The organism is Nocardia sp. CA-084685, assembly GCF_050955785.1.
Taxonomy (GTDB): Bacteria; Actinomycetota; Actinomycetes; order Mycobacteriales; family Mycobacteriaceae; genus Nocardia.
In genome coordinates this window covers 2,900,118-2,921,603 of sequence record NZ_CP192094.1, presented here as the reverse complement: position 1 = coordinate 2,921,603, position 21,486 = coordinate 2,900,118, and the positions used below count along the sequence as shown (strand labels likewise).

The 21,486-nt window shown below is 65.8% G+C and carries 19 protein-coding genes; 7 read left to right on the top strand and 12 right to left on the bottom strand.

The annotated features are described in order from the left end of the window. Positions 1-29: 29 nt before the first annotated feature. A complete protein-coding gene (locus ACQP2U_RS13185) occupies positions 30-800 on the top strand; it encodes an IclR family transcriptional regulator (RefSeq protein ID WP_433714908.1) in 771 nt (256 codons plus the stop codon). Next, positions 797-1,198, top strand: coding sequence for a RidA family protein (locus tag ACQP2U_RS13180; RefSeq protein ID WP_433714907.1), 402 nt, complete (start codon positions 797-799; stop codon positions 1,196-1,198). Before ACQP2U_RS13185 ends, ACQP2U_RS13180 begins: the two co-directional genes overlap by 4 nt. Before the next feature lie 117 nt (positions 1,199-1,315). Here ACQP2U_RS13180 and ppc read toward each other — a convergent pair whose 3' ends face one another. The 7 genes from ppc to ACQP2U_RS13145 all read right to left on the bottom strand — a co-directional run bounded on the left by ppc (position 1,316) and on the right by ACQP2U_RS13145 (position 10,263). After that, positions 1,316-4,108 carry a phosphoenolpyruvate carboxylase gene (gene ppc / locus ACQP2U_RS13175; protein WP_433716449.1) on the bottom strand — a complete coding sequence of 931 codons (2,793 nt, stop codon included), beginning with the start codon at positions 4,106-4,108 and terminating at the stop codon, positions 1,316-1,318. 145 nt (positions 4,109-4,253) lie between these two features. Then, the gene (locus tag ACQP2U_RS13170) at positions 4,254-4,673 is read right to left on the bottom strand and encodes a VOC family protein (protein WP_364352263.1); all 420 of its coding nucleotides are present in this window, start codon (positions 4,671-4,673) and stop codon (positions 4,254-4,256) included. 239 nt (positions 4,674-4,912) lie between these two features. Further along, positions 4,913-5,488, bottom strand: a complete 576-nt coding sequence (locus tag ACQP2U_RS13165) for a GTP-binding protein (protein WP_433714906.1) — start codon at positions 5,486-5,488, stop codon at positions 4,913-4,915. Between the two features lie 28 nt (positions 5,489-5,516). Further along, a complete protein-coding gene (locus ACQP2U_RS13160) occupies positions 5,517-5,849 on the bottom strand; it encodes a DUF742 domain-containing protein (RefSeq protein WP_397036837.1) in 333 nt (110 codons plus the stop codon). A 101-nt stretch (positions 5,850-5,950) separates the two neighbouring features. Then, positions 5,951-6,379: a roadblock/LC7 domain-containing protein gene (locus ACQP2U_RS13155; RefSeq protein WP_433714905.1), complete on the bottom strand. Its 429-nt coding sequence runs from the start codon at positions 6,377-6,379 to the stop codon at positions 5,951-5,953. Then, positions 6,376-9,681, bottom strand: coding sequence for a sensor histidine kinase (locus ACQP2U_RS13150; protein ID WP_433714904.1), 3,306 nt, complete (start codon positions 9,679-9,681; stop codon positions 6,376-6,378). The genes ACQP2U_RS13155 and ACQP2U_RS13150 overlap by 4 nt, the downstream gene beginning before the upstream one ends. 303 nt (positions 9,682-9,984) lie before the next feature. After that, entirely contained in the window at positions 9,985-10,263 is a 279-nt protein-coding gene (locus ACQP2U_RS13145) for a hypothetical protein (RefSeq protein WP_433714903.1), read from the bottom strand. A 298-nt stretch (positions 10,264-10,561) separates the two neighbouring features. Between ACQP2U_RS13145 and ACQP2U_RS13140 the strand changes: the two genes are divergently transcribed. The 5 genes from ACQP2U_RS13140 to ACQP2U_RS13120 all read left to right on the top strand — a co-directional run bounded on the left by ACQP2U_RS13140 (position 10,562) and on the right by ACQP2U_RS13120 (position 14,756). Further along, positions 10,562-11,572: an alpha/beta hydrolase gene (locus ACQP2U_RS13140; RefSeq protein WP_433714902.1), complete on the top strand. Its 1,011-nt coding sequence runs from the start codon at positions 10,562-10,564 to the stop codon at positions 11,570-11,572. Between the two features lie 455 nt (positions 11,573-12,027). Further along, positions 12,028-12,318, top strand: coding sequence for a DUF427 domain-containing protein (locus ACQP2U_RS13135; protein WP_433714901.1), 291 nt, complete (start codon positions 12,028-12,030; stop codon positions 12,316-12,318). A 54-nt stretch (positions 12,319-12,372) separates the two neighbouring features. Continuing rightward, positions 12,373-13,140: an alpha/beta hydrolase gene (locus ACQP2U_RS13130; protein ID WP_433714900.1), complete on the top strand. Its 768-nt coding sequence runs from the start codon at positions 12,373-12,375 to the stop codon at positions 13,138-13,140. Positions 13,141-13,165: 25 nt separating this feature from the next. Continuing rightward, on the top strand, positions 13,166-13,684 hold the full coding sequence (locus tag ACQP2U_RS13125; protein WP_433714899.1) for a PspA/IM30 family protein: 519 nt from the start codon (positions 13,166-13,168) through the stop codon (positions 13,682-13,684). Positions 13,685-13,727: 43 nt separating this feature from the next. Beyond that, positions 13,728-14,756 (top strand): hypothetical protein, encoded by a 1,029-nt coding sequence (locus ACQP2U_RS13120; RefSeq protein ID WP_397036829.1) that lies wholly within the window; start codon positions 13,728-13,730, stop codon positions 14,754-14,756. 114 nt (positions 14,757-14,870) lie between these two features. On the opposite strand, the gene ACQP2U_RS13115 is transcribed toward ACQP2U_RS13120, so the two are convergent. From ACQP2U_RS13115 to ACQP2U_RS13095, 5 genes are all read right to left on the bottom strand, one after another. Further along, on the bottom strand, positions 14,871-15,146 hold the full coding sequence (locus ACQP2U_RS13115; protein ID WP_433714898.1) for a hypothetical protein: 276 nt from the start codon (positions 15,144-15,146) through the stop codon (positions 14,871-14,873). A gap of 29 nt (positions 15,147-15,175) precedes the next feature. Further along, positions 15,176-15,328, bottom strand: coding sequence for a hypothetical protein (locus ACQP2U_RS13110; RefSeq protein ID WP_433714897.1), 153 nt, complete (start codon positions 15,326-15,328; stop codon positions 15,176-15,178). A 470-nt stretch (positions 15,329-15,798) separates the two neighbouring features. Continuing rightward, on the bottom strand, positions 15,799-18,303 hold the full coding sequence (gene pheT, locus ACQP2U_RS13105; protein WP_433714896.1) for a phenylalanine--tRNA ligase subunit beta: 2,505 nt from the start codon (positions 18,301-18,303) through the stop codon (positions 15,799-15,801). A gap of 46 nt (positions 18,304-18,349) precedes the next feature. Continuing rightward, positions 18,350-19,408 carry a phenylalanine--tRNA ligase subunit alpha gene (pheS, locus tag ACQP2U_RS13100; RefSeq protein WP_433714895.1) on the bottom strand — a complete coding sequence of 353 codons (1,059 nt, stop codon included), beginning with the start codon at positions 19,406-19,408 and terminating at the stop codon, positions 18,350-18,352. A 588-nt stretch (positions 19,409-19,996) separates the two neighbouring features. Further along, complete coding sequence (locus ACQP2U_RS13095) at positions 19,997-21,421, bottom strand: MFS transporter (protein ID WP_433714894.1); 1,425 nt, start codon at positions 21,419-21,421, stop codon at positions 19,997-19,999. Positions 21,422-21,486: the final 65 nt, after the last annotated feature.

Here is a 21,486-nt window from a genome sequence, read left to right as displayed (position 1 = left end):
ACGGTGCCGAGCGCCAACGAGGCGCAGTCATGAGTCAGAGTTTGTTGCGTGCGTTGACCATCCTGCTCTCGCTCGGGGAGGATGCCCGCTCGCTCGATCAGCTTGCCGCTGAACTGGGCGTGCACAAGTCGACGGTGCTGCGGCTGCTGCAGACCATGGAATCACAGCGCATCGTCACCCATGACAGCCAGCACCAATACGTCCTCGGCTCGCGGCTTTTCGAACTCGCCAACCGCGCGCTGGAACAGCGTGACGTCCGCACCCTCGCCCGCCCGCATCTGAGCGCGTTGAATTCCGCTACCGGGCAGACGATTCACCTGGCCACCTATGAATCCGGCGACGCGATCTATATCGACAAATTCGACGCGATCCAGAGCGTGCGAATGTATTCCCGCATCGGCCGCCCTGCGCCCCTGCACTGCACGGCGGTCGGGAAGGTACTCGTCGCCGCACAGCCGCGCACCGAATGGCCGACGATCGCCGAACGCATCGACTACCACGAATTCACCGACCGCACGATCCGCACCCCGGAGCGCTATCTGGCGGAACTGGAACTTGTTGCGGCACAGGGCTATGCCGAAGACCATGAAGAACACGAGAGCTTCGTGAACTGCATCGGCGTTCCGGTGCGCAATGGCACCGGGACGGTGGTCGCGGCTGTCTCGATGTCGGTGCCGGACATGCTGCTCAACCACGATCAGGTTTTGGCGGAGCTGCCGCGGGTCCGCGCGGCCGCCGATGCCATCTCCGCCGAACTCGGCTGGACTCCCGGCCGTATCGCGACGAAAGGCCAGTCATGAGTGAGAAGATTGCCGTCCGCACCACCGATGCGCCCGCACCCGCGCACACCTTCTCCCAGGGCGTGCGCAAGGGCCCGTTCGTGCAGGTCTCGGGTCAGGGCCCGGTGGACCCGGCGACCAACGAATACCTCTTCCCCGGAGACGTCGCCGCCCAGACCATTCGGACCCTGCAGAATGTCAAGGCAATCGTGGAGGCAAGCGGCGCCACCTTCGACGACGTGGTGATGCTGCGCGTCTACCTGACCAAGCGCGAGGACTTCGCCATCATGAACGACGCCTACGGCGAATTCGTCACCGCCAACACCACCAGCACCGCACTACCAACCCGCACAACAGTATTCACCGGCCTCCCCCGCGAGGAAATGCTGGTAGAAATCGACGCCCTAGCCATCCTCTAACCGCCGCCCCCGTCTCACCGCGGAAGGTCCCGCGCACTGATTCGCGCGCCGCGCATGGTTTCGCCCGCGATTTCGCGCGCGGCGTGACAGAAGGCGCGCGCGAGCTACCGAGGCAACCTAGCCGGAGTTGCGCAGCGCGGTGGCTAGTCCGTTCATGGTTAGCAGGATGCCGCGTTTGACGAGTTCGGAATCGTCACCGGCGCGCAGCCGTCGCAGCAAGTCGACCTGCATCTGGTTCAGCGGTTCCAGGTACGGGAAGCGGTTGTGGATCGACTCCGCCAGTGACGGGTTGTCGGCGAGCAGGTGATCATTGCCGGTGATCGCGGCGTGCATGCGGATGGTGCGAGCGTGCTCGTCTCGGATCATTCCGAAGATGTGCTCGCGCAGGGCGGCATTGTCGACGAGTTCGGCGTACCTGGCGGCGATATCCAGATCGCTCTTGGCCATGACCTGGGCCAGATTCGACAGTACCGTCCGGAAGAACGGCCAGCGGCGATAGAGGTCGGACAGCACCGCCAAGCGGTCGGGATCGCCGCCGACCCACTCCTCGAGCGCGGCACCGGTGCCGTACCAGCCCGGCAGCATGACGCGGGCCTGACTCCACGACATCACCCACGGGATGGCTCGCAGATCGCTGACCGAATTCGTCGGCTTGCGGGAGGCGGGGCGGCTTCCGATATTCAGATCGCCGACCTCGGCAACCGGCGTGGACTGCCGGAAATACTCGACGAATCCCGGTGTTTCGTGCACGAGTCGCGCATATGCCGCACGAGCACGCGCCGCCAGGTCGTCCATGAGTTCATACGACGGCTCGGCATCGGGACCGAGTCCCTCCACATCGAGTAGCGTCGACTCCAGCGTGCCCGCGATCAACGACTCCAGATTGCGATGCGCCGCACCGGATTCCGCGTACTTGGCCGCGATCACCTCACCCTGCTCGGTCAACCGCAGCGAACCCCGCACGGCACCGACGGGCTGGGCGAGAATCGCGTCATAGCTGCGGCCACCACCGCGACCGACCGTACCGCCGCGACCATGGAAGAGCCGCAAGCGAATGCCGGTCTTGCGCGCGACCTCGACCAGATCCAGCTCCGCGCGGTAGAGCGCCCAGTTGGCGGCCAGATACCCACCGTCCTTATTGGAATCGGAGTATCCGAGCATTACCTCCTGCCGCATTCCCTTGGCTGCCACCAGCTCTCGATACACCGGGACATCCAGCACCGCGGCCAGAGTCGCCGCACCGGCACCCAGATCCTCGATGGTCTCGAACAGCGGCACGATATTCACCGGACAGCTCGGGGGCCCATCCGGCTCGCCGGGATCGAGCAGCCCACCCTCCTTCAACAGCAGTGCCGCCTCCAACATGTCGCTGACCGAGGTGCACATACTGATGATGTAGTTCGGCACCGCCTCGACACCGAAGGTGTGCACGACATCTCGTGCGGCACGGACGATGTCGATCTCCTTGGCGGCGAGTTCGCTCAGCCGCGCATGCGGGCCGAGCAGCGGACGGCGGGTACGCAACTCGGCCGCGAGCAGTTCCACCCGCTCGTGCTCGGCGAGACTCGCATAGTCCTGATGCACCCCAGCCCAGGCCAGCAGCTCGGTGACGACCTGTTCGTGCACCTCCGAGTTCTGCCGCATATCCAGGCCCTGCAAATGGAATCCGAATGTCTCGATGGCGTGTCGCAGCGCGGCCAGGCGATCGTCGGCGAGCAGACCATCGCCGCTGGCCCGCATCGAGACGTCGACGGCATCCAGGTCGTCGAGCACCGCCTGCGGAGTCGGATAGGCCGGAGCGTCCGTCTCTATGCCATCGGCGGGCAATTCGCCGAGCGCGGCAGCCGCCGATGCCGACAGGCGCGCCCGAATCCGGTGCAGCGCACGGCGGTAGGGCTCATCCGAATGCGTCGCGGGGTCGGGATAACCGGCCTCGGCCAGTGCGGCCACCTCTGGTGTCACCAAAACCAGCCGCGCCGATTGCGACAGCGACTTCTCCAGTTCCACCAGCTCGTGCAGATAGCGTCCGAATGCCACCGCCGATGCCTGCGATGCCGCCTGACGCACGACATCCGCTGTCACATAAGGGTTTCCGTCACGGTCGCCGCCGATCCACGATCCGGGGCGCAGGATCGGCCGCGGCAGCAGTTCCGCCCCCGGCCACCGGGACCGCAGCGCCGCCCGAACTTCGGCGTTGATCGCCGGAATTACGTCGAAAAGCGTGATGTCGTAGTAGCGCAGACCGACCGAGATCTCGTCCTGAATCCGCAAGCGCTGCAATCGAATCAGCGCCGTACGCCACAGCGAGAGTACCTGGCGGCGGATGCGCAGCTCGAGATCGGCGCGCGCCCGCTCGGTTTCGGTATAGCGCTGCCGCAATCGCATCAATTCGGTAATGCGGGTCTGCACATCGAAGACGGTGCGGCGCCGGGTTTCGGTCGGATGTGCGGTGATCACCGGCGATACCAATGCGTCGGCGAGCAGATCGGCGACCTCGGTGCCGTCCAGTGCCGCCGCGTCGAGTTTGCGGTAGGTCGCCGCGAGCGAGGAATCCTGCGGCGGCTCCCCGGCCGCCTCATGCGCCGCGCGCCGCCGATCGCGCTGGATATCCTCGGCGAGATTCGCCAACAGCACGAAATAGGTGAACGCGCGAATCAACGGAAGCGCGACCGCGATATCGACGCCGTCGAGCATCTCCGCCACCGCGCTGCGCCCGACCTCCTCGCGCCGCACCCGGAACGCCTCGATCCGCACCTGCTCGATCAGATCGAAGACCTCGGGACCCTCGTGATCGCGGATGGTGTCGCCGAGCACGCCGCCGAGGAACCGGATATCGTCCCGCAGCGGCCGGGTCGCCTCCGGTGCGGTCGGCGTTTCCGACAGTCGCTCGCCGGCGTTCGGCGCTGTCATGCCCGAGGGCGCGGTGTCGCTGATCCGCTCGATGCGCTCGCTCATGACTCGACACTACTGCGCCAAGATCAGGCCATCGCGGTGACGCCGAGCACGCCGGTTCTCGCCGATACCGAGGGCAGTCGGTATCGGCGAGTTCGGGGAATCAGCCGAGCAGCTGGGAGAACCGCAGGTGGTTGCCCCACGGATCGCGGAAACCGCAGTCCCGCACGCCGTAGGGCTGGGTGATCGGTTCCTGATCCACATCGACACCGGCCTCGCGTAGCCGGGCGAAGGTGTCGTCGACGGCCTCGGTGGTGAAGATCAGAGTGCCCTGCGCACCGCTGGCCAACCGCGCTTTCGCAGCTTCGCGCGCGGACTCGTTCGGATTCATCTCCGGGTTCTCCAGAATGAATTCGATACCGGGCTGCGACGCCGGTCCGACGGTCAGCCAGCGACCGCCAGGAAACGGCATATCCTGGCGGACCTCGAAGCCGATGACATCGCGGTAGAACTCCAGCGCCTGGTCCTGGTCGCCGACCAGCACTGCGACGTGGGTCAGAGTGAAATCCTTGCCGTTGCTCATTGCTATCTCCCTTGGTTCGAGCGGTACACAGGAATGACGCCGAGCGTGTCCTGAATTCATCGGTGTCTCGAGAAGATTCTCGGCCGCCATCACGCCGGTTCGCTCGATATCCCCGCTCAGCCCTGGTGGTCGCACCGGATTCCGCAGATCACTATCGGCGCTCAGTCCAGCATGATCGCGACGTGGTTCAGGCGATACAAGTCCACACCCGGATCACCTACCAGCGCCAGACTACGGATTCAGCCGACCTCACGGACGTGCGGTCGCGATACGGACAGGCGCTGCACGAGCACCTGTTCGAGCAGTGCGACGAGCACCTCCTTCACCGAAGCCCGTTCTCGCGCATCACATTCCAGGATCGGAATGCACTCGTCGAGCTCCAGTGCCTCACGGACCTCGTCGAGTTCGAAATGCGCGCCTTGTTCGAAACGGTTGACCACCACCACGAATGGCGTGTTGTGTTCTTCGAAGTAGTCGAGCACCGGATAGCAGTCCTCGACCCGACCGGTATCCACCACGATCACCGCGCCGAGTGCGCCGTCGACCAGGTCGTCCCACAGAAAGACGAAGCGATCCTGACCCGGAGTGCCGAAAAGGTAGAGCACCAGCGAGGTGTCGAGGGTGATGCGGCCGAAATCGAGAGCGACCGTGGTCTGGGTCTTGTCCGCGCGTCGCCCCGGATCATCGACACCGATGGCGACCTCGGTCATCGCCGCCTCCGTCACCAGGGGTTCGATCTCGGAAATGGCACTGATGAATGTTGTTTTGCCGACACCGAATCCGCCGCTGATCACAATTTTGACCGAGGCGGGCATGGGCCGCTCGACCTGTGCTGTCCGATATTCAGAGTGCCCGTACAAGGTCCCTGATCCTCTCGATAGCTGCGGTGGAAAGTTCGGGGGCGTCCCGAACCGAAACATGCCCGGCGGCCGCGAGATCGCTGACGATCACTTTCGCGACGCCCACCGGAACGTGCAGCGCCGTCCCGATTTCGGCAATGGAATGCGGCTGCTGGCACAGCCTAACGACGGTGCGCTGTTCGAAGTGCAGCGGTGCGGACAGCGCGGCAGGAGTTGCCAGCACCAGTGTTTCGATGCGCAGCCCATCGATCAGCGGCATCGTGCGCCCCGCCGTGACGACGAAGGGGCGCACGAATCGGTCATCCGGTAGCTGCACATCCGGACTATCCCTCGGTGGCCGGTTGGCTCCGAACCAACCGAAGGATTGGTTGACCGGGATCATCCGCGGGTCCGGCAACCGCGGCCGGTCTGGATGTCTCATCTGCGCAACGACTCTCGCAATTCCGAGATGAGCGCCGGGTCGAGCAGCGCACCGGCGCGTTCGGCCAGCACCGCCATCTCGTAGCCGACGAGACCGACATCGCAACCACCGTCGGCGATGACGCCGAGGCAACTGCCGTCACCGAGTGCGGAGACCAGCAGGAAGCCGCGCTTCATCTCGATCATGATCAGCTTCAAGCCCTCGAATGCGTAACTGCGCGAAGCACTGCGGGCCAGGCTGGACAGGCCCGAGACCATGGCGGCCAGTCGATCCGCGCTGGTGCGGTCCAGCCCCTCGGACATGGCGATGAGCAGGCCGTCGGAGGATACGGCGACGGTATCGCGGACGCCGTCGGTATTACGGACGAAGTTGGCCAGCATCCAATTGAAGGTGTGCGGGTCCGCGGTCTGTATGTGAGTCGTCACCGAATCTCCTCTGAGGTGGTGGGTGAAACCGATGTTTGCGCCAAATCCGCGGCGCCCGGGATCGTTTCGGACGCTCCAACGTTCTCGGATGTCTTCGGCGGCGGTGCGCTCGCAGCGCCGCGCTCGTGTCCGGCCCGGAACGACGACAGCATGCTGCGGATTGCGGCCGGTGTGTGTTCCACGACCGGATCGCTGGGTGGGGCGGGTGTGAGAACCCGTGGTGCGCTGTCGCTTCCATCGGCGGCTGTGCGTGCTCGCTTGTTACGCTTGACCAATCCGTTCTTGGTTCGCTGCACACCGGTGGGGGTGGAATCGGATTTCGTTGCGGCTGCCGCCGTTTCAGGTATCTGCCACAACGACCTGCCCGCCGCAGACGAGACGGCAGGCTGCGTCCCCTCGGTCGTCGGTGCTGCGTCGGTTGAACGATCGGTCGCGGGTACGGCGTCGATTGAGCGATCGCTCCCCGATCCATCGACGGCGGGCAGGCCCGTCAGGAAGCCGTTGACACCATTGCTCCCACTGCCGTTCACCCTTGACGTACCCGTCAGCGATGCATTGCCAACTGGCAGGCCGATCACAGATCCGCTACCACCATCGCTGCCAATGCCATTCACCCTCGACGGACCCGCAAGCGATCCATTGCCAGCCGGCAAGCCGATCACAGATCCGCTACCACCATCACTGCCAATGCCATTCACCCTCGACGGACCCGCAAGCGATCCATTGCCAGCCGGCAAGCCGATCACAGATCCGCTACCACCATCACTGCCAGTTCCATTAGCCCTTAACAGACCCGTCAGCGATCCGTTGACCCCGGACGCAGCCCTGTCGCCGGTCGGGATAGCCGAAACGCCCATCGGTTCGTGCTCGGAAGCAGCCCCATCGCCCGTTGGCGCGGCTCCCTCTACGCCAGCGGTGAACCCGACGCCGTCGCCGGAATCCTCCGGGTTGGAATGGAAGTGGGCGAACCGCGCGGGTGCCGATGTCGTCGATGCGAATCCCGGTCGGGAATGCGCGGGACCGGACCTCGATTGCGGAGGTACGACGCCGTCGGGTTCGGGCCCGCCGGTCATTCGCACATCATGCGTCGGCGCGCCGGATATCGATGCACCGGCAAACCCCACGGCCGACTCGATATACCCCTGCCCAGCAGCCACCGAAGCCGCTGCACCGTGGTTCCCGGACGCAGGTGCCCGTTGAGCATTCTCATTCGCAAGGGAGACCACCGGGGAATCGACGAGCCTTGCCGCAGCCGAGTCGCTATGCCCGTGCGCACCGGGCCCCGCGCCCGTAGGCCCCGCAGCCGCCGCACTCCGCTGTCCAGCCGTAGCCGACCGCCGATCCTTCTCTCCCGCAATAATTCCCACGGGCAACACCAAGCGCGCGACGATCCCGCTCACCGGTGACACATTCAACTCGACATCGATACCGAGTCGCCGCGCCAACCGGCCGACCACGTAGTGCCCCAGATATCGCGTCGGCGCGACAACGAAATCGGTTTGCCCGCGCAGCCGGGCATTCGCCTCGTCCAACTGCGCCGCCGACATGCCGACACCGTGATCCACCACCGCGAGCAGGTATCCGGTCGGCAGCTTGCGGCCGTAGATCTCCACCTCCAGATCCGGTGGGGAGAAGGCCAATCCGTTCTCGATCAGCTCGGCCAGCATATGCGCGAGGTCGCTGACCACCGCGCCGGTGATCGCGATATCGTCGACTCGCCGCAGCACCACCCGGCGATAGTCGTCGACCTCCGACAATCCGGCGCGGATCACATCGGTGAGCGCGATCGGCTCTGCCCAGCGCCGCGGGCTTTCCGCACCCACCAGCACCAGCAGACTTTCGGCATTGCGCCGCATGCGGGTGGCGAGGTGGTCGAGTTCGAACAGATTCGACAGCGCTTTGGGATCGAGTTCCTCGCGTTCGAATTCACTGATCAGGCCGAGCTGGCGGCGCACCAGATTCTGGTTGCGCCGCGCCAGATTCGCCATCGATTCGGTGGTATTGCGCCGGACCAGCGCCTGCGCCGAAGCCAATTCGAAGGCAGTGGTCTGCACACCATCCAATGCCCCTGCCACAGCGGCGATTTCGACACTCGCACCGCGCGGCGTGCGCACCGGTTCGGGCGGATCCGGCTGAGCGTCATCGGATTCCTGCCAGGCCGCGATCACCTCGGGCAACCGGTGATTGGCGACCTCATCGGCCTGCGCCGCCAACTCGGCGAGCGGCCGCACGATGGCGCGCACACTGGCGAAGACCAGTGCCACCTCGGCGGCGACGGCGAGCAGCGCGGCGAGCAGGAAGCCGCCGAGGGTCAGGAACGCATCCCGACGCAGCGCCTGCGCGCGCTGCTGCACATCGTCACCGACCGCCTGCTGCACCGTGCGCTGCTCATCGATGACCGCGGTCATTTGCGCCCACCAGGTGCTCGCATCCACCGAACGGATCAGCGGACCGGTGCTCGACGCGATCGCGACCCGCTCCGATTCACCTGCCTTGACGGCGTTTTCACTGCGCAGCGCCGCATCGAGCCGGGCCTGCTGTGCCGCGGTCGCATCGCGCGCGAAGGCGGTCAGACCGGCCATCTTGGCGGCCCGGATATCGAGGAACTCGACATACTCGCCATTGCGGAACTCATCGGCGGCGAAGACGCCATTGAGGAATCCGCGCTCCTTGGCCGTCTGCTCCTTGGCTTCGCCGAGCGCGTACAGCGCCTCTAAGCCGTGCCGAATCTCGGCATCGCGCGCCTGGTCGAGCCCGAGCGTCAGACGATTCAGCGCGGAGATGCCGTCGGTATAGAACTGGAAGGCGGCCTGCCTGCTGGTGCGGTGGGCGTCGATCTGGGTACGGGTCGCATCGAGCGCATCGAATTGGCTGAGCGCCGAGCGCACTTGGGCCGCACCCGGCGCATTCCCGACCGCCGCCTGCTCGAGAGCGCCCATCGCTCGATCCGTGTTGGCTCGCTGGTCCGCCACGGCTTGCACCAGGCGGGTGTCTCCGCCGAGCAGGCCATTGCTGAGCCCGCGTTCGCGCTGCGCCTCCTGCACCAAATCCTGTACCACCAGCGCGAGCGAGACCGCGTGCACAGTGTCACCGCTCTCCCGGAATGCCTTGACCTCCCTGGCGACCATCACCGCGAGCAGTCCCAGCACCAAAACCAATGAGACGACAAGTATTCGGGCCAATTGCCCACGAATCGTGCGCGGACGCACTATTCTGTTCCCGGCAACCTGGCGTTCGCCTCCAGGGTCGGCCGTCATATCCGGTGTGCCACCGGATTTCTCCGACCGTTGACGTAAACGCACCACCCTGCTCCTCCGATTGCCCAGCCGTGACAGCTCCACGGCGAGCGCACGGAAAGTCACGCAGCAGCCTGCTCCAGGGGTAGGGGACTGTCAACGCGAAAACCGGACAAAACAGACAACACCCACATTTGTATACACGCTGGTAATCCAGCGTTTCCGCGGTGTCGATCCGCTCACAACTCGCTGTCGAACGGTGTGACGTGACGGGCGTCGCATTCGGATTCGCCGATGATTCGCTGTGCATGATTTTGCAACGAATCCTCCGGTCGCGCTTCGCATCGACCGGCAATGCCCCGCAAATCGTCATCGAAGTGAATTCCTACGGTCTGCCGCACCATTCGAGTCGGGCAGCGGCAGCGCCAGCTGCGACAACCTGTCCAGTACCTCCCGCAGCGTTCGTAGCGGCGGGCTGCCACACAGCTGTGGTTGCGCGTCCAGCGGCGGGAAGGAGCTCTTGCGGGCCGCGGCTCGCTCGCGCGACGTCAGCTTCTGCGGCGACGACGACGGCCGGGCACCAGCGTGTAGTACGTCGCCGATTTCCAGATGCAGAGATCGACCCGGCAGACCGACGCTTGAAGTCACAGGCTGTGCCTGACTGCGGAGGGTAAGCGGAGTGTGGCACGCGACGCGCCCGGCACGGCGAGGAAACCACCCCCTGGACCGGCAGCGCCAAAAGGTCCTGGCAGGACAACAGGACCTACCGCAGCGCGACCAACCCGAACGCGACAACCACGGCGCTGCCCAAAGAGTCACCCATAGATGCCGCCCCGTTCACCAAGGGTGGGAATCCTCTGACGCCAGTTACATGACGTTTCATGACATCGTCGACGCGAAAAACCGCCGGCCTCCGAAGGGGGCCAACCGTCGATGAGGGTTGCATATGGGTTTGCGCATGTCGGTATTGCGAGAACGGCTGGGGTACCGGCGGATGGCGTCTGTCGCCGCGGCCATGGCGCTCGCGGTCGCGCCACTGATCGTCGTTGCTCCGCAGGCGAATGCGGAAGCCGTCGTCGAGCGAATCGAGCGCACCTCCCCGCAACAATGGCAGATGTACGTCCGCTCCCCCGCGATGAAGCGGACCATTCACCTGGACGTGCTGGTGCCCGAGAACCAGGCGGCATCCCGGCCGACCCTGCTGCTGCTGGACGGAAACGGGGCGTCGGAATCTCAGCCGGCGAGCACGTGGACGCTGCGCGGCGGCGCCAAGGAGTTCTTCGCCGACAAGCCGGTCAATGTGGTGATGCCGGTCGGCGGCGGGGGGACCTACTACACCGACTGGTCGCAGGATGATCCCAAGCTCGGACACCAGAAGTGGGAGACCTTTCTGACCTCGGAGCTGCCGCCGCTGATCGACCGCGAGTTGAAAGGCAATGGGGTCTACGCCGTCGGCGGACTCTCCATGGGAGCGGGAGCGGCGGCCATTCTGGCCGTACGGCACCCCGATATGTTCCGAGCCCTGGCAGCCTTCAGCGGCTGCTACTCGACCGACGGAGTCGGACAGTTGTCGGTGCGACCCGTAGTCGAATCGAAGGGCGGGAACCCGGACAACATGTGGGGTAAGGCAGGCGACCCGGAGTGGGCGGCGCACGATCCGAGCAAACACCTCGACGCGCTGCGCGGCAAACCGGTCCACCTGTACATGGGCACCGGCGTGCCCGGCCCCGACGACGCCCCGTTCGACGACCGCTGGTCGTGGCCCAACGACCCGCTCCGGGCGAATGAGATCGAACAGGTCTCGCATGACTGCACCCTCGCCCTCTCCCCCGCCATGAAGCTCTTCGGCGCCGACCTTTCCATCGACTACGCCGCCGTCGGCGTGCACTCATGGCCGTACTGGAAGACCGCCCTGCCCAAGTCCTGGCCGAGCCTGAAAGCTGGCCTCGGCGTCTGAAGGCGCATCCGAGAGACTCGGTACGCGGCATCGCCTACTCGGCTGTCACGTCCGTCTCGCGCCGTGCCGCGATGCCGAGCATTCAATGCCCGGCATCGCGTCGCACAGTTTCACTCCGTGCCGCTATCGGCCGTGCGGTTCTGGCGCAGCATCACGTACTCGACTGCCGCGCATCTTCTGCGCGTCACCCCCTGGTCGGCCAGGCAAATCTCGGCGCGGCACCCCCGTATCGGTTGCCACGTACCTGCTACGGCCCAACTGATCGGTCAGACAAATCCCAGCGCGGCATCGCCTCCTGGGCTTTCCCGCACCTTCTGCCGAGGCCTGCCGCGATCGGCCGGGCAAATCAATGCGCGACGGAACAACAAGCGGGGAATACGGCGGGTGTGGGTTGGGTTACACCCCGTAGCCGTGGTCTCTGCGCGGCGGAATCCGGTGCGACGGTGGGAGATTCGATGAGCGTGCAAGCGGTATGGAACGGCACGGTGCTGGCCGAGAGCGATGACACCGTGGTGGTCGAGGGCAATCATTACTTTCCGGCGGAGTCGCTGAAGACGGAGTACTTCCGGGACAGCGATACGCATACCGTGTGCGGCTGGAAGGGGCTCGCGTCCTATTACACGGTCGAGGTCGAGGGTGCGAAGAATCCGGACGCCGCGTGGTACTACCCGGAACCGAAGCCGGAAGCCGAGCAGGTGCGCGATCGGGTCGCGTTCTGGAAGGGCGTCGACGTCGTCGATAAGTAATGCGCTCGGGGAGTCGGCGCGCCGCGGTGGCCGGCACGGGGTAAGAACGATGGCATGCGACATCCGGCCAGTTCGATCCTCAATGCGCTGACCTTCATGCCCGCTCGGCAGATCGTGCAGACGCCGTCGATCCTCGACATGGATTACACCGAGTTGTCCATCCGCACATCCGACGGCGAGAAGCTGCAGGGTTGGTGGCTGCCCGCCGCGCGCTCGATCGGGCATGTCCTGTTCGCGCACGGCAATGCGGGCAATATCGGCGACCGGGTGCCGATTTACGCGCTACTCACCCAAATCGGTTTGGACGTACTGACTTTCGACTACCGCGGCTACGGCCGAAGCACCGGTCGGCCCACCGAGTACGGCACCTACCTCGACGCCCACGCGGCCAGGCAGGTGCTGCTGGAACAGCCGGGCGTCGATCCGGATCGCGTGCTCTACCTCGGAAAATCGCTCGGCGGCGGCGTGCTGCTCGAATTGGCGACCGAGTATCCGCCCACGGGTCTGATACTGATGTCCACCTTCACCGGTCTGCGTGACGCGGCCCGCTCGGTATACCCATTCCTGCCCAGCCCGTTCGTCCCGGACGCCTATCCGAGCCTGCGCCGCATCCGCAAGCTGCGCGCACCCGTCCTGATCATGCACGGCGACCAGGACGAACTGCTACCGCTGCGGCATGCCAAGCGGCTGTACGCGGCCGCACCCGATCCGAAGCGATTGGTGGTCTTTCCCGGCGGCGGTCACAACGATCTGATCATCTCGGCCAGAGTCAACTGGCCGGATCTGATCCGCACTTGGTCGAGTGATCTGCTCAACCGCTGACGGCGCTCGTGCGTAGCCTGACGATATGAGCGATTTGGGTGAGATCACCGCACGGCTCGCGGCACTGTCCGATGACGACCTCTTGGCGGTGCTCGATGCCGCCACCGCCGGGCGGCCTCGGCTCTCGTGGGTGCACACCGCGGTCGCGGAGGCCTCCGGCCTCGGACACGCGAGCTCCGAAGCGAGTGTGAGTCCCACCACTGTCACGCCACAGCCGCATGACCAGGAGCCGGGTGCCGATGCATCCGGGCAGGTCGGAGGCTTTTCGCCGGTACCGGCGGTACCGGTACCGCCGACCGGTATCCCGTCCGGTCCGGAGATGGGCGGATATTCGGTCGGCGGCGTACCTACTTTTGAGTCAGTTCGCGATAAGGTCGAGCAGCGCTTCGGCACCGCGCAGGGGATGGGCGAACTCGACCGGCAGACTCCTGCGGGCCGCAGCGCCGACGAACAATGGGAGGCGCGCGAGAAAGCGGCGCGCGAGCGTCTGGCACAGATACGGAAATCGTTGCACGGCAACGATGTCGAATCGAACGATCCGTAACCTGACCGAGCGCGACGGACAACGAATGTGATGGTGGTATTCGATGAGCGAGCCGCGCGAGATCGCCGAACGGCTACTCGATGCCCAAGTGGAATTCCTGCTGGCCGAGGTGAGCGGCGACCGTTTCACCGAGGTCGTAGCCCGTGACGTGGAATCGGTCATCGCGGTGGCAGACACCCTCGTCTTCCGCGATGTCGTAGGCATCGACCAGGCCAAGGAGACGGTCCGCACCGTCATCGACCTGATCGGCGGCAGTCCGGTCCTCGCGGATATGGTCGGGGTATTCGCCGACTCGATCTACGACAATATCGCCGAGAACAACGACTACACCCTGGGCCAGGTTGTCGACCGCGAACCGGTCGAGGCGCTGCTGGAGAAGATCTTCGGCATGCACCAGGCACAGGAGCGCATCCTGGAGCGGCTCACCGAAAGCCCGCTGGTCGCCACCGTCGCCGCCAAGTTCGTGGATAAGCTCATCTCCGATTTCATGGAGGCCAATAGGCAGATCGCGGGCAAGATTCCCGGTGTCTCATCGCTGATCTCCATGGGCCAGTCGGCGGCCAAAACCGCCAAGAAGGCGACCGAGAGCACCTTCATCGGCGATATGGCGGGCAAGGGCGCGGTATTCGCGCTCAAGCGCACCAACAATGCCATCCGCGAGATGTTGCGCGATGCCCCGGTGCATGACGCCGCGATGGAGTTCTGGGATTTGCACGCCGACGAGCCGGTGAGCGGCCTGCGGCACTATCTATCCCAAAAGGATCTCAACGAACTGGCGCTGCTCTGCTACGAGATCGCGGTGACCACCAGGGAGAAGGAGTATTTCGGGCTGCTCGTCGACGAGTGCGTCGACGTCTTCTTCACCAAATACGGCGACTACACGCTGGCCGCGATGCTGCCGGAACTCGGTCTGTCCGGCGACGATATCGCCAAGGAGATCCTGCGGTACGGCCCCGCGGTGATCGAAGGTGCCAAGCGCAATGGCGTGCTGGGCAAGCTGATTCGCGAGCGCTTGGAGCCGTTCTACACTTCGGATGTGGTGCTCGGAATTCTGGGCGAGGCCACCAGCTGATCCCTGGCGTCACCGAGCGCGCTCGGTGGTCGCCGTTACGAACCTCTTCGACTGTGCGGCTGACCATTTCGCGCAGTGCCGCGGCGATGCGCTGGCGATCGGTCGGCTTCACGATCACGGCGCGACTGCCGAGCCTGCAACGGCCCGCGCTCCAATGCCTGGTGTTCTCGACATCGGAGCGGACGTCAGGAGCGTGCGGCACCAGTGCCTCGGTCGGTTCAAACCGGTTTCGAGTTCGGTGACCTTGCTGCCGGTCAGCTTGGCGGCATTGGCGAGCTGCACCGCCTGGCTGCTGTAATCCCCGACGGCCTTGGCGACGGCGTTGCGCGCGGCACCCTTCCAGATGCTTTCATCGGTAGCGCGTTTCATCGCGTCGTTGAAGGCGTTCAACGAGGTTTCGGCGCGCAGCCGATCTCATTTCATGCGGTCGCGAGGTTGTCGACAGCGGTGTTGTCGACCTTCTCGCACAGCTGTGCGGTCGTCGGCGTATCGAAGTCGTCGCGGTTGATCACCGAACGCGGCCGGTAGTGACCCTGGAAAACCGATGCCGTTGGCGGTGCCGCGGACACCATCGCGCTGCTGGTTGTACTTGTTCTACACAGCGGCCGGATCGACGCCCGGTTCCCGTTACTCGGCGGACGGAGAGTTCGCTGCCCGCGCCAAATCCGAGCTCGCGCAGAGCTTCTGATTTTCGGCTCGGTGTGTCATGCGGAGCGTTCTTGTGTGACCGCATCGAAGGTGTGCGTCAGCTCCGCGAGCCACATACGAGTGCAGCGGCGACGGCGGCGATCCTGCCGTCGCGAGCGGTACTCGCCTCCTTCGGCCTGCCCGCGCTGTAATACCCTCAGCTACAACACAAACCGGCCTTGATCGAGCGCCGTCCACGGCTTGAAACAGCTGATCAGCCACGTGGCACACAGCGGCATCGGCGCTCAGCGATGGCGAGCGACAGACTCGCCCTCCTTCGGCCTGCCCGCGCAGTAATGCCCTCAACCACAACGCAAACGGCCCCGAACGAATGTCCGGGGCCGTTGTCGGTCGACTAGCCGCGCAGTACCGCGCCGACCGCGTCGGCGGCCGCGGAGACCGCCGAGTCACGCGCGGCACTCGCCTCGTCCTCGGTGAGGGTTCGGTCGGTGGCACGGAAACGCAGGGCGTAGGTGAGCGACTTGCGTCCCTCCCCCGCCTGCGCGCCCTCGTACACATCGAACAGGGCGATATCCTCGAGCAGCGTACCGCCGCCAGTGCGCAGCGCCGATTCCACCGAGGCAGCGGGCACCGACTTGGCAACGCTCACCGAAACGTCCTGCAGTACCGCGGGGAACGGGGAAACCACTGGGACAGGCCGAGATTCACGCAACGGCAGTGCATCGAGATCGAGTTCGACGGCACAGGTGCGCGGCGGCAGACCCGCCCGTTCCAGAACGGCCGGATGCAATTCACCCGCATGTCCGATGACCTGACCATCGACCACCAGCTCGGCGCACCGCCCCGGATGCCACGGCAGGTAAACCGCAGGGCGACGTTCGATACTCACCCCCGCCGCATCGGCGACGACATCGGCGAGCGCGAAGGCATCGGCCGCCTCCGCCGGACGCCCGGCACCCCACGGCCCGCGCGGTTCCCGCCGACCCGTCAGCACCGCGCCGATATGCACCGGCTGCGCGGGCAGCGAATCGAGCAGCTCCTCGATCTGCGCATCGGTCGGACGACGATCCACCGGCAGCGCCGCCACCGCGCGCACGTTCGGACCCGGCAGCACCACCTGCGCGATCCCGAAGATCGCGAGATCGCGCGCACCCCGAGAGATATTGCGCGCGGCCACTTCCAGTAGCCCCGGCAGCAGCGTGGTCGCCAATTCCGCGCGCTCCACATCGAGCGGGTTCAGCACCCGCGTGGTGTTGCGGCGCGGATCGTCGGCGTCCAGACCCCAGATGTCGAAAATCCCGGCGGCGAGGAACAGTGGCGGCGGCACTTCGACACATCCGGCAAAGGCCAACGCCCGGCTCACCGCGCGACGGCGGCGCTGCGCGGCGGTCAGCCCGCGCCCGGCCGGTGCGGTCGGAATGACCGAGGGAATCTGCTCCAGCCCCTCCAGCCGGAGCACCTCCTCGACGAGGTCGGCGGGCTGGGCCAGATCCGGCCGCCAGCTCGGCGGCGTGACGACGAGCTGTCCGTGCCCGGTGACCTCATCGACACCCACCTCGACCGTGCAGCCGATCTGCGCGAGCCGACGCGCTGAGGTACCGGTCGGATACACCACGCCGGCCACCCGATCGGCGAGATCGATATCGATCCGGATCGGCGGCGCGGCAGGCACCGGCACCCGCACATCGGTAAGCGCGGATTCCACAGTGCCACCGGCTATTTCGGCCAGCAGCGTAGCTGCGCGATCGAGCGCGGCGACATTGATCTCCGGATCCACGACCCGCTCGTACCGCTTACCGGCCTCGGAGACCAGCTTGTGCCTGCGCGCGGTCCGGTAGACCAGCAGCGGATTCCAGGTGGCGGCCTCGAGCACGATATCGGTCGACTCAGCGCCGACTTCCGTTGTCGCACCGCCCATTACACCCGCGAGCGAAACCACGCCGGTATCGTCGGCGATCACCACATCCTCGGCATCGAGCACCCGCTCGACCTCGTCCAGCGTGCGCAGCGTCTCGCCCTTGTTGGCGGTGCGCACGACGAGACCGCCATTGAGCTTGGCCGCATCGAAAGCGTGCAGCGGCTGTCCGAGCTCGAGCATCACATAGTTGGTGACATCGACCGCGGGGGAAATCGGGCGCACACCCGACAACAGCAGCCGACGCTGTAACCACCAGGGGCTCACCGCATTCGGGTCGATACCGGTGACCCGGCGCACCGCGAAACGAGTGCACTTGGACTCCGGTTCGAGCCGGACCGGCCACGCGTCCCGCTCGTCATCGGGCAGTGTCCGAACCGCCGGATCCGCGTATTCGAGATCGAATCCGCACGCCAGCTCGCGCGCGAGACCGCGGGTCGAGAAGCAGTACCCGCGATCGGGCGTGATGTTCAGCTCGATGACCGTATCGTCGAGTCCGAGCAGCTCATTGGCGTCGGTGCCCGGTTCGGCGGTGCCCGGCTCGAGCACCAGAATGCCCGAATGATCCTTGCCGATACCGAGTTCGGCGACCGAGCAGATCATGCCGTTGGACACATGCCCGTAGGTCTTGCGCGAGGAGATCTGGAATCCGCCGGGCAGCACGCCACCCGGCAGCACCACGACCACCAGGTCGTCGACGGCGAAGTTCGTTGCGCCGCAGACGATCTCCTGCAGTTCCGGGTTGCCGACGTCCACCTTGCAGAACCGGATCGGCTTCTTGAACTCGGTCAGCTCGGTGATCTCGGCGACCCGACCGACCACCAGCGGCTTCTCGATATCCCCTGTCACTCGCTGAAGCTTGTCGACCTCTTCGACTTCCAGCCCGACGCGGACGAATCCGGCATCGAGTTCCTCCGGCGTCACCGACCAGTCTGGGGTCGTCCGCCGCAAGATTTCGGTCAGCCAGGACTGCGCTACTCGCACTTGACGTTTCGCTCTCTCGATCGAAGGTTCGTTGGAATCGACAAGCTCAGGACCGGATACCGAAGGGCAGCGTGAAACGCACGTCACCCTCGACGATGTCCCGCATGTCCGGGATGCCGTTGCGGAACTGCAGTGTCCGCTCCAGGCCCATGCCGAACGCGAACCCGCTGTACACCTCGGGATCGATCCCGCTGGCGATCAGCACCTTCGGGTTCACCATGCCGCAGCCGCCCCATTCGACCCAGCCGGCGCCGCCCTTCTTGTCCGGGAACCACACGTCGACCTCGGCCGATGGCTCGGTGAACGGGAAGTAGTTGGGGCGCATGCGCGTGCGGGTATCCGGCCCGAACAAAGCGCGCGCGAACGCGTCGAGGGTGCCGCGCAGATGCGCCATGGTCAGACCCTTGTCCACTGCCAGACCCTCCACCTGGGAGAAGACCGGGGTGTGGGTGGCGTCGAGCTCATCGGTGCGGAACGTCCGACCGGGGCACACCACATAGATCGGCAGTTCGCGCTCGAGCAGCGAACGCACCTGGACCGGTGAGGTGTGCGTGCGCAGCACCTGCCGCGAACCCTCGGGTGCGATATGGAAGGTGTCCTGCATCGTGCGCGCCGGATGGTCGGGAAGGAAATTCAGCGCGTCGAAGTTGAAGTGCTCGGTCTCGACCTCGGGCCCCTCGGCGACCTCCCATCCCATCGCGACGAAGACATCGGCGATCTGCTCGGAGATAACCGTGATCGGATGCCGAGCCCCGACGGCGTCCCGGCGCGCGGGCAGCGTCACGTCGATCGTCTCGGCGACCAGCACGGCCGCATCCCGCTCGGCGAGCAGCACCGTGCGGCGCGATTCGAAGGCTTCCGACACCCGCGCCCGCGCGACGTTCACGCGTTTGCCCGCATCCGCCTTCTCCGCCTTCGGCAGGCTGCCCAGCGCGCGCTGCGCCAAGGCCAGCGGGGCCTTACCGCCGAGATGCTCGGTCTTGGCGACCGCGAGCGCATCGAGATCGGCGGCCGCCGCAAACGCCTTCTCGGCCTCTGCCGCGGCGGCGGCCAATGCCTCCTCGGTCAGCGCTGGGTTCTCGACTCCATCGTTGTCGTCGGCCACGATCGTTCGTCTCTCCCCTGGGGATCGGTTCGCGGGTCGCGTGATTGCCTACCCACATTGCTGCTGGTCGAATCGTATTCGATGCGCGAGGGCCGATTCATCCGGATTACCGCTGTGTCGCTTGCCGAAAGTGTGCCGGCGCACTTGTCGCGCGATTCTCGCAGGCCAGATCGCACGTCCACCACTATGCCGACGTGCCGCACCCGAGAACTGGGCATGTTCCCGACTTATCGGGAGCTGCGGACGGGCGCATTTCCGTGCCGCCGCGTGCGCAGCAGGTTCTCGCAGCGACGAGCCGGTGCCATGACCAGTGCGCGGCGAGGATCGCGCGGGGCAGCGGCATACCCGCACGGTGACCGCCACCCGCAAGCACTCGTCCAATGGGAGCTGCCAGGCGAGCCGATCAATTCGACGCGGGTGCGATTGCCCCGGCCAGCAGTGCGGTGTCCTGGCTGGGCGAGACAGGAGGCTGTGAGCGGACCGGGAAGCGGCCGTGGCATCGGCCCACCCACCGCGACGGCGCCCGCCCGGTACGCACAAACACGCTCGCCCCGGACCATCGGCCTGGGGCGAGCGCGCGATCACCGATCAGTTTGCGGCATAGATCCGCCTCGGCAGCAGCCGTGTCACCACCGCGCCCACCGCGACGATCGCGGCTCCGACCCACACGGCGGGAACCAGGCCGTCGACGAAGCTCTGCGGATCGGTGTAGGACCCGTGTGAGGCAAAGACCGACGCCAGCACGGCGACACCCATGGCCACACCCACCTCACGGATGGTGCTGTTGGTGCCCGAAGCCATCGCCCGATCCTCTGGACTCGCACTGGCCATCACCACGGTCGCACCGGGCGCGAAGGTCAGCCCCATCCCGATACCACCCAGCAGGAACGGCCCGACGAATGCGAGGTAGCTCGCGTCGACCGAGGCCACCGCCGCCATCCAGGCCAAGGCCACCGCCAGCAACGTCTGCCCGGCCGTCAGCAGATTCCGCGCGCCGACCCGATCCACGATCAATCCGGCCAGCGGCGCGACCACCATCGGCGCCATAGTCCACGGCATTGTCCGGATGCCGGATTGCAACGGCCCGAAGCCCTGCACTACCTGGAAGTACTGCGCCAGCAAGAAGATCGAGCCGAAGACGCCGACCGAGAAGGTGAAGACGGTCGTATTGCTCACCCGAAATGCGCGGGAGCGGAACAATCGCAGCGGCAGCATCGGATCCGGTGTCCGCAACTCCCAGGCGATCAGCAGGCCGAGCAGCACCGCACCGCCGATCAGTGCGGCCAGCACGCCGGTCGAGGTCCAACCGTCATCGGCGCCGTGGATCACGCCCCACACCACCGCGAGCACGCCGCCCGCGGACAGCACCAGCCCGAGCGGATCCAGCCGCTTGGCCCGCCCGTGCGATTCGGTCAGTGTCCGAGCCGCGAACGGCAGCACCAGCAGTCCGATCGGCACGTTGATCCAGAAGATCCACTGCCAGCTCAGTCCCTCGACCACCGCGCCGCCGATCAGCGGGCCGAGTGCGACACCGAGTCCGGAGATGCCGCCCCAGATGCCGATGGCGGCGCTACGCATCTTCTCCGGCACCGCCGATGACAGCAAAGTCAGTGAGAGCGGCATCACGGCGGCCGCCCCGAAGCCTTGGACTGCCCTCGCGGTAATCAGCATCCACGGTTCGGTGGCCAGCGCGCAGGCGGCCGAGGCCAGGGTGAACAGTGCGATACCGGACAGGAAGACCCGGCGTCGGCCGAGTCGATCGCCGATGGAAGTGGCGGTGAGCAGCAGCGAAGCGAACGCCAGCGTGTAGGCGTTGACGAACCATTGCAGATCGGCGAGCGACGCGCCGAGTTCGGTGCGGATCACCGGCAGCGCATTGGTCACCACCAGGTTGTCCAGGGTGACCATGAACATCGGGATGCCGACGGCGGCCAGCACCGCGGCGAATCGACGACCGCCAACGCGCTGTTCGACGACGGCCGACGGTGCGGCGGTTTCGAGTGTCTCGGACATGTCCAGCCTTTGTTGTAATCGACTGATAACTAACTGCCCGAAGAGTATGCATCGGCTGATAACAT

Coding starts and splice junctions, on each gene's coding strand:
- ACQP2U_RS13180 (WP_433714907.1), top strand. CDS start 797: ATGAGTGAGAAGATTGCCGTCCGCACCACCGATGCGCCCGCACCCGCG.
- ACQP2U_RS13125 (WP_433714899.1), top strand. CDS start 13,166: ATGAGCGATTTGGGTGAGATCACCGCACGGCTCGCGGCACTGTCCGAT.
- ACQP2U_RS13110 (WP_433714897.1), bottom strand. CDS start 15,328: ATGGTGTCCGCGGCACCGCCAACGGCATCGGTTTTCCAGGGTCACTAC.
- ACQP2U_RS13165 (WP_433714906.1), bottom strand. CDS start 5,488: ATGCCCGCCTCGGTCAAAATTGTGATCAGCGGCGGATTCGGTGTCGGC.
- ACQP2U_RS13135 (WP_433714901.1), top strand. CDS start 12,028: ATGAGCGTGCAAGCGGTATGGAACGGCACGGTGCTGGCCGAGAGCGAT.
- ppc (WP_433716449.1), bottom strand. CDS start 4,108: ATGACAGCGCCGAACGCCGGCGAGCGACTGTCGGAAACGCCGACCGCA.
- ACQP2U_RS13120 (WP_397036829.1), top strand. CDS start 13,728: ATGAGCGAGCCGCGCGAGATCGCCGAACGGCTACTCGATGCCCAAGTG.
- ACQP2U_RS13185 (WP_433714908.1), top strand. CDS start 30: ATGAGTCAGAGTTTGTTGCGTGCGTTGACCATCCTGCTCTCGCTCGGG.
- ACQP2U_RS13095 (WP_433714894.1), bottom strand. CDS start 21,421: ATGTCCGAGACACTCGAAACCGCCGCACCGTCGGCCGTCGTCGAACAG.
- ACQP2U_RS13130 (WP_433714900.1), top strand. CDS start 12,373: ATGCGACATCCGGCCAGTTCGATCCTCAATGCGCTGACCTTCATGCCC.
- ACQP2U_RS13170 (WP_364352263.1), bottom strand. CDS start 4,673: ATGAGCAACGGCAAGGATTTCACTCTGACCCACGTCGCAGTGCTGGTC.
- ACQP2U_RS13140 (WP_433714902.1), top strand. CDS start 10,562: ATGGGTTTGCGCATGTCGGTATTGCGAGAACGGCTGGGGTACCGGCGG.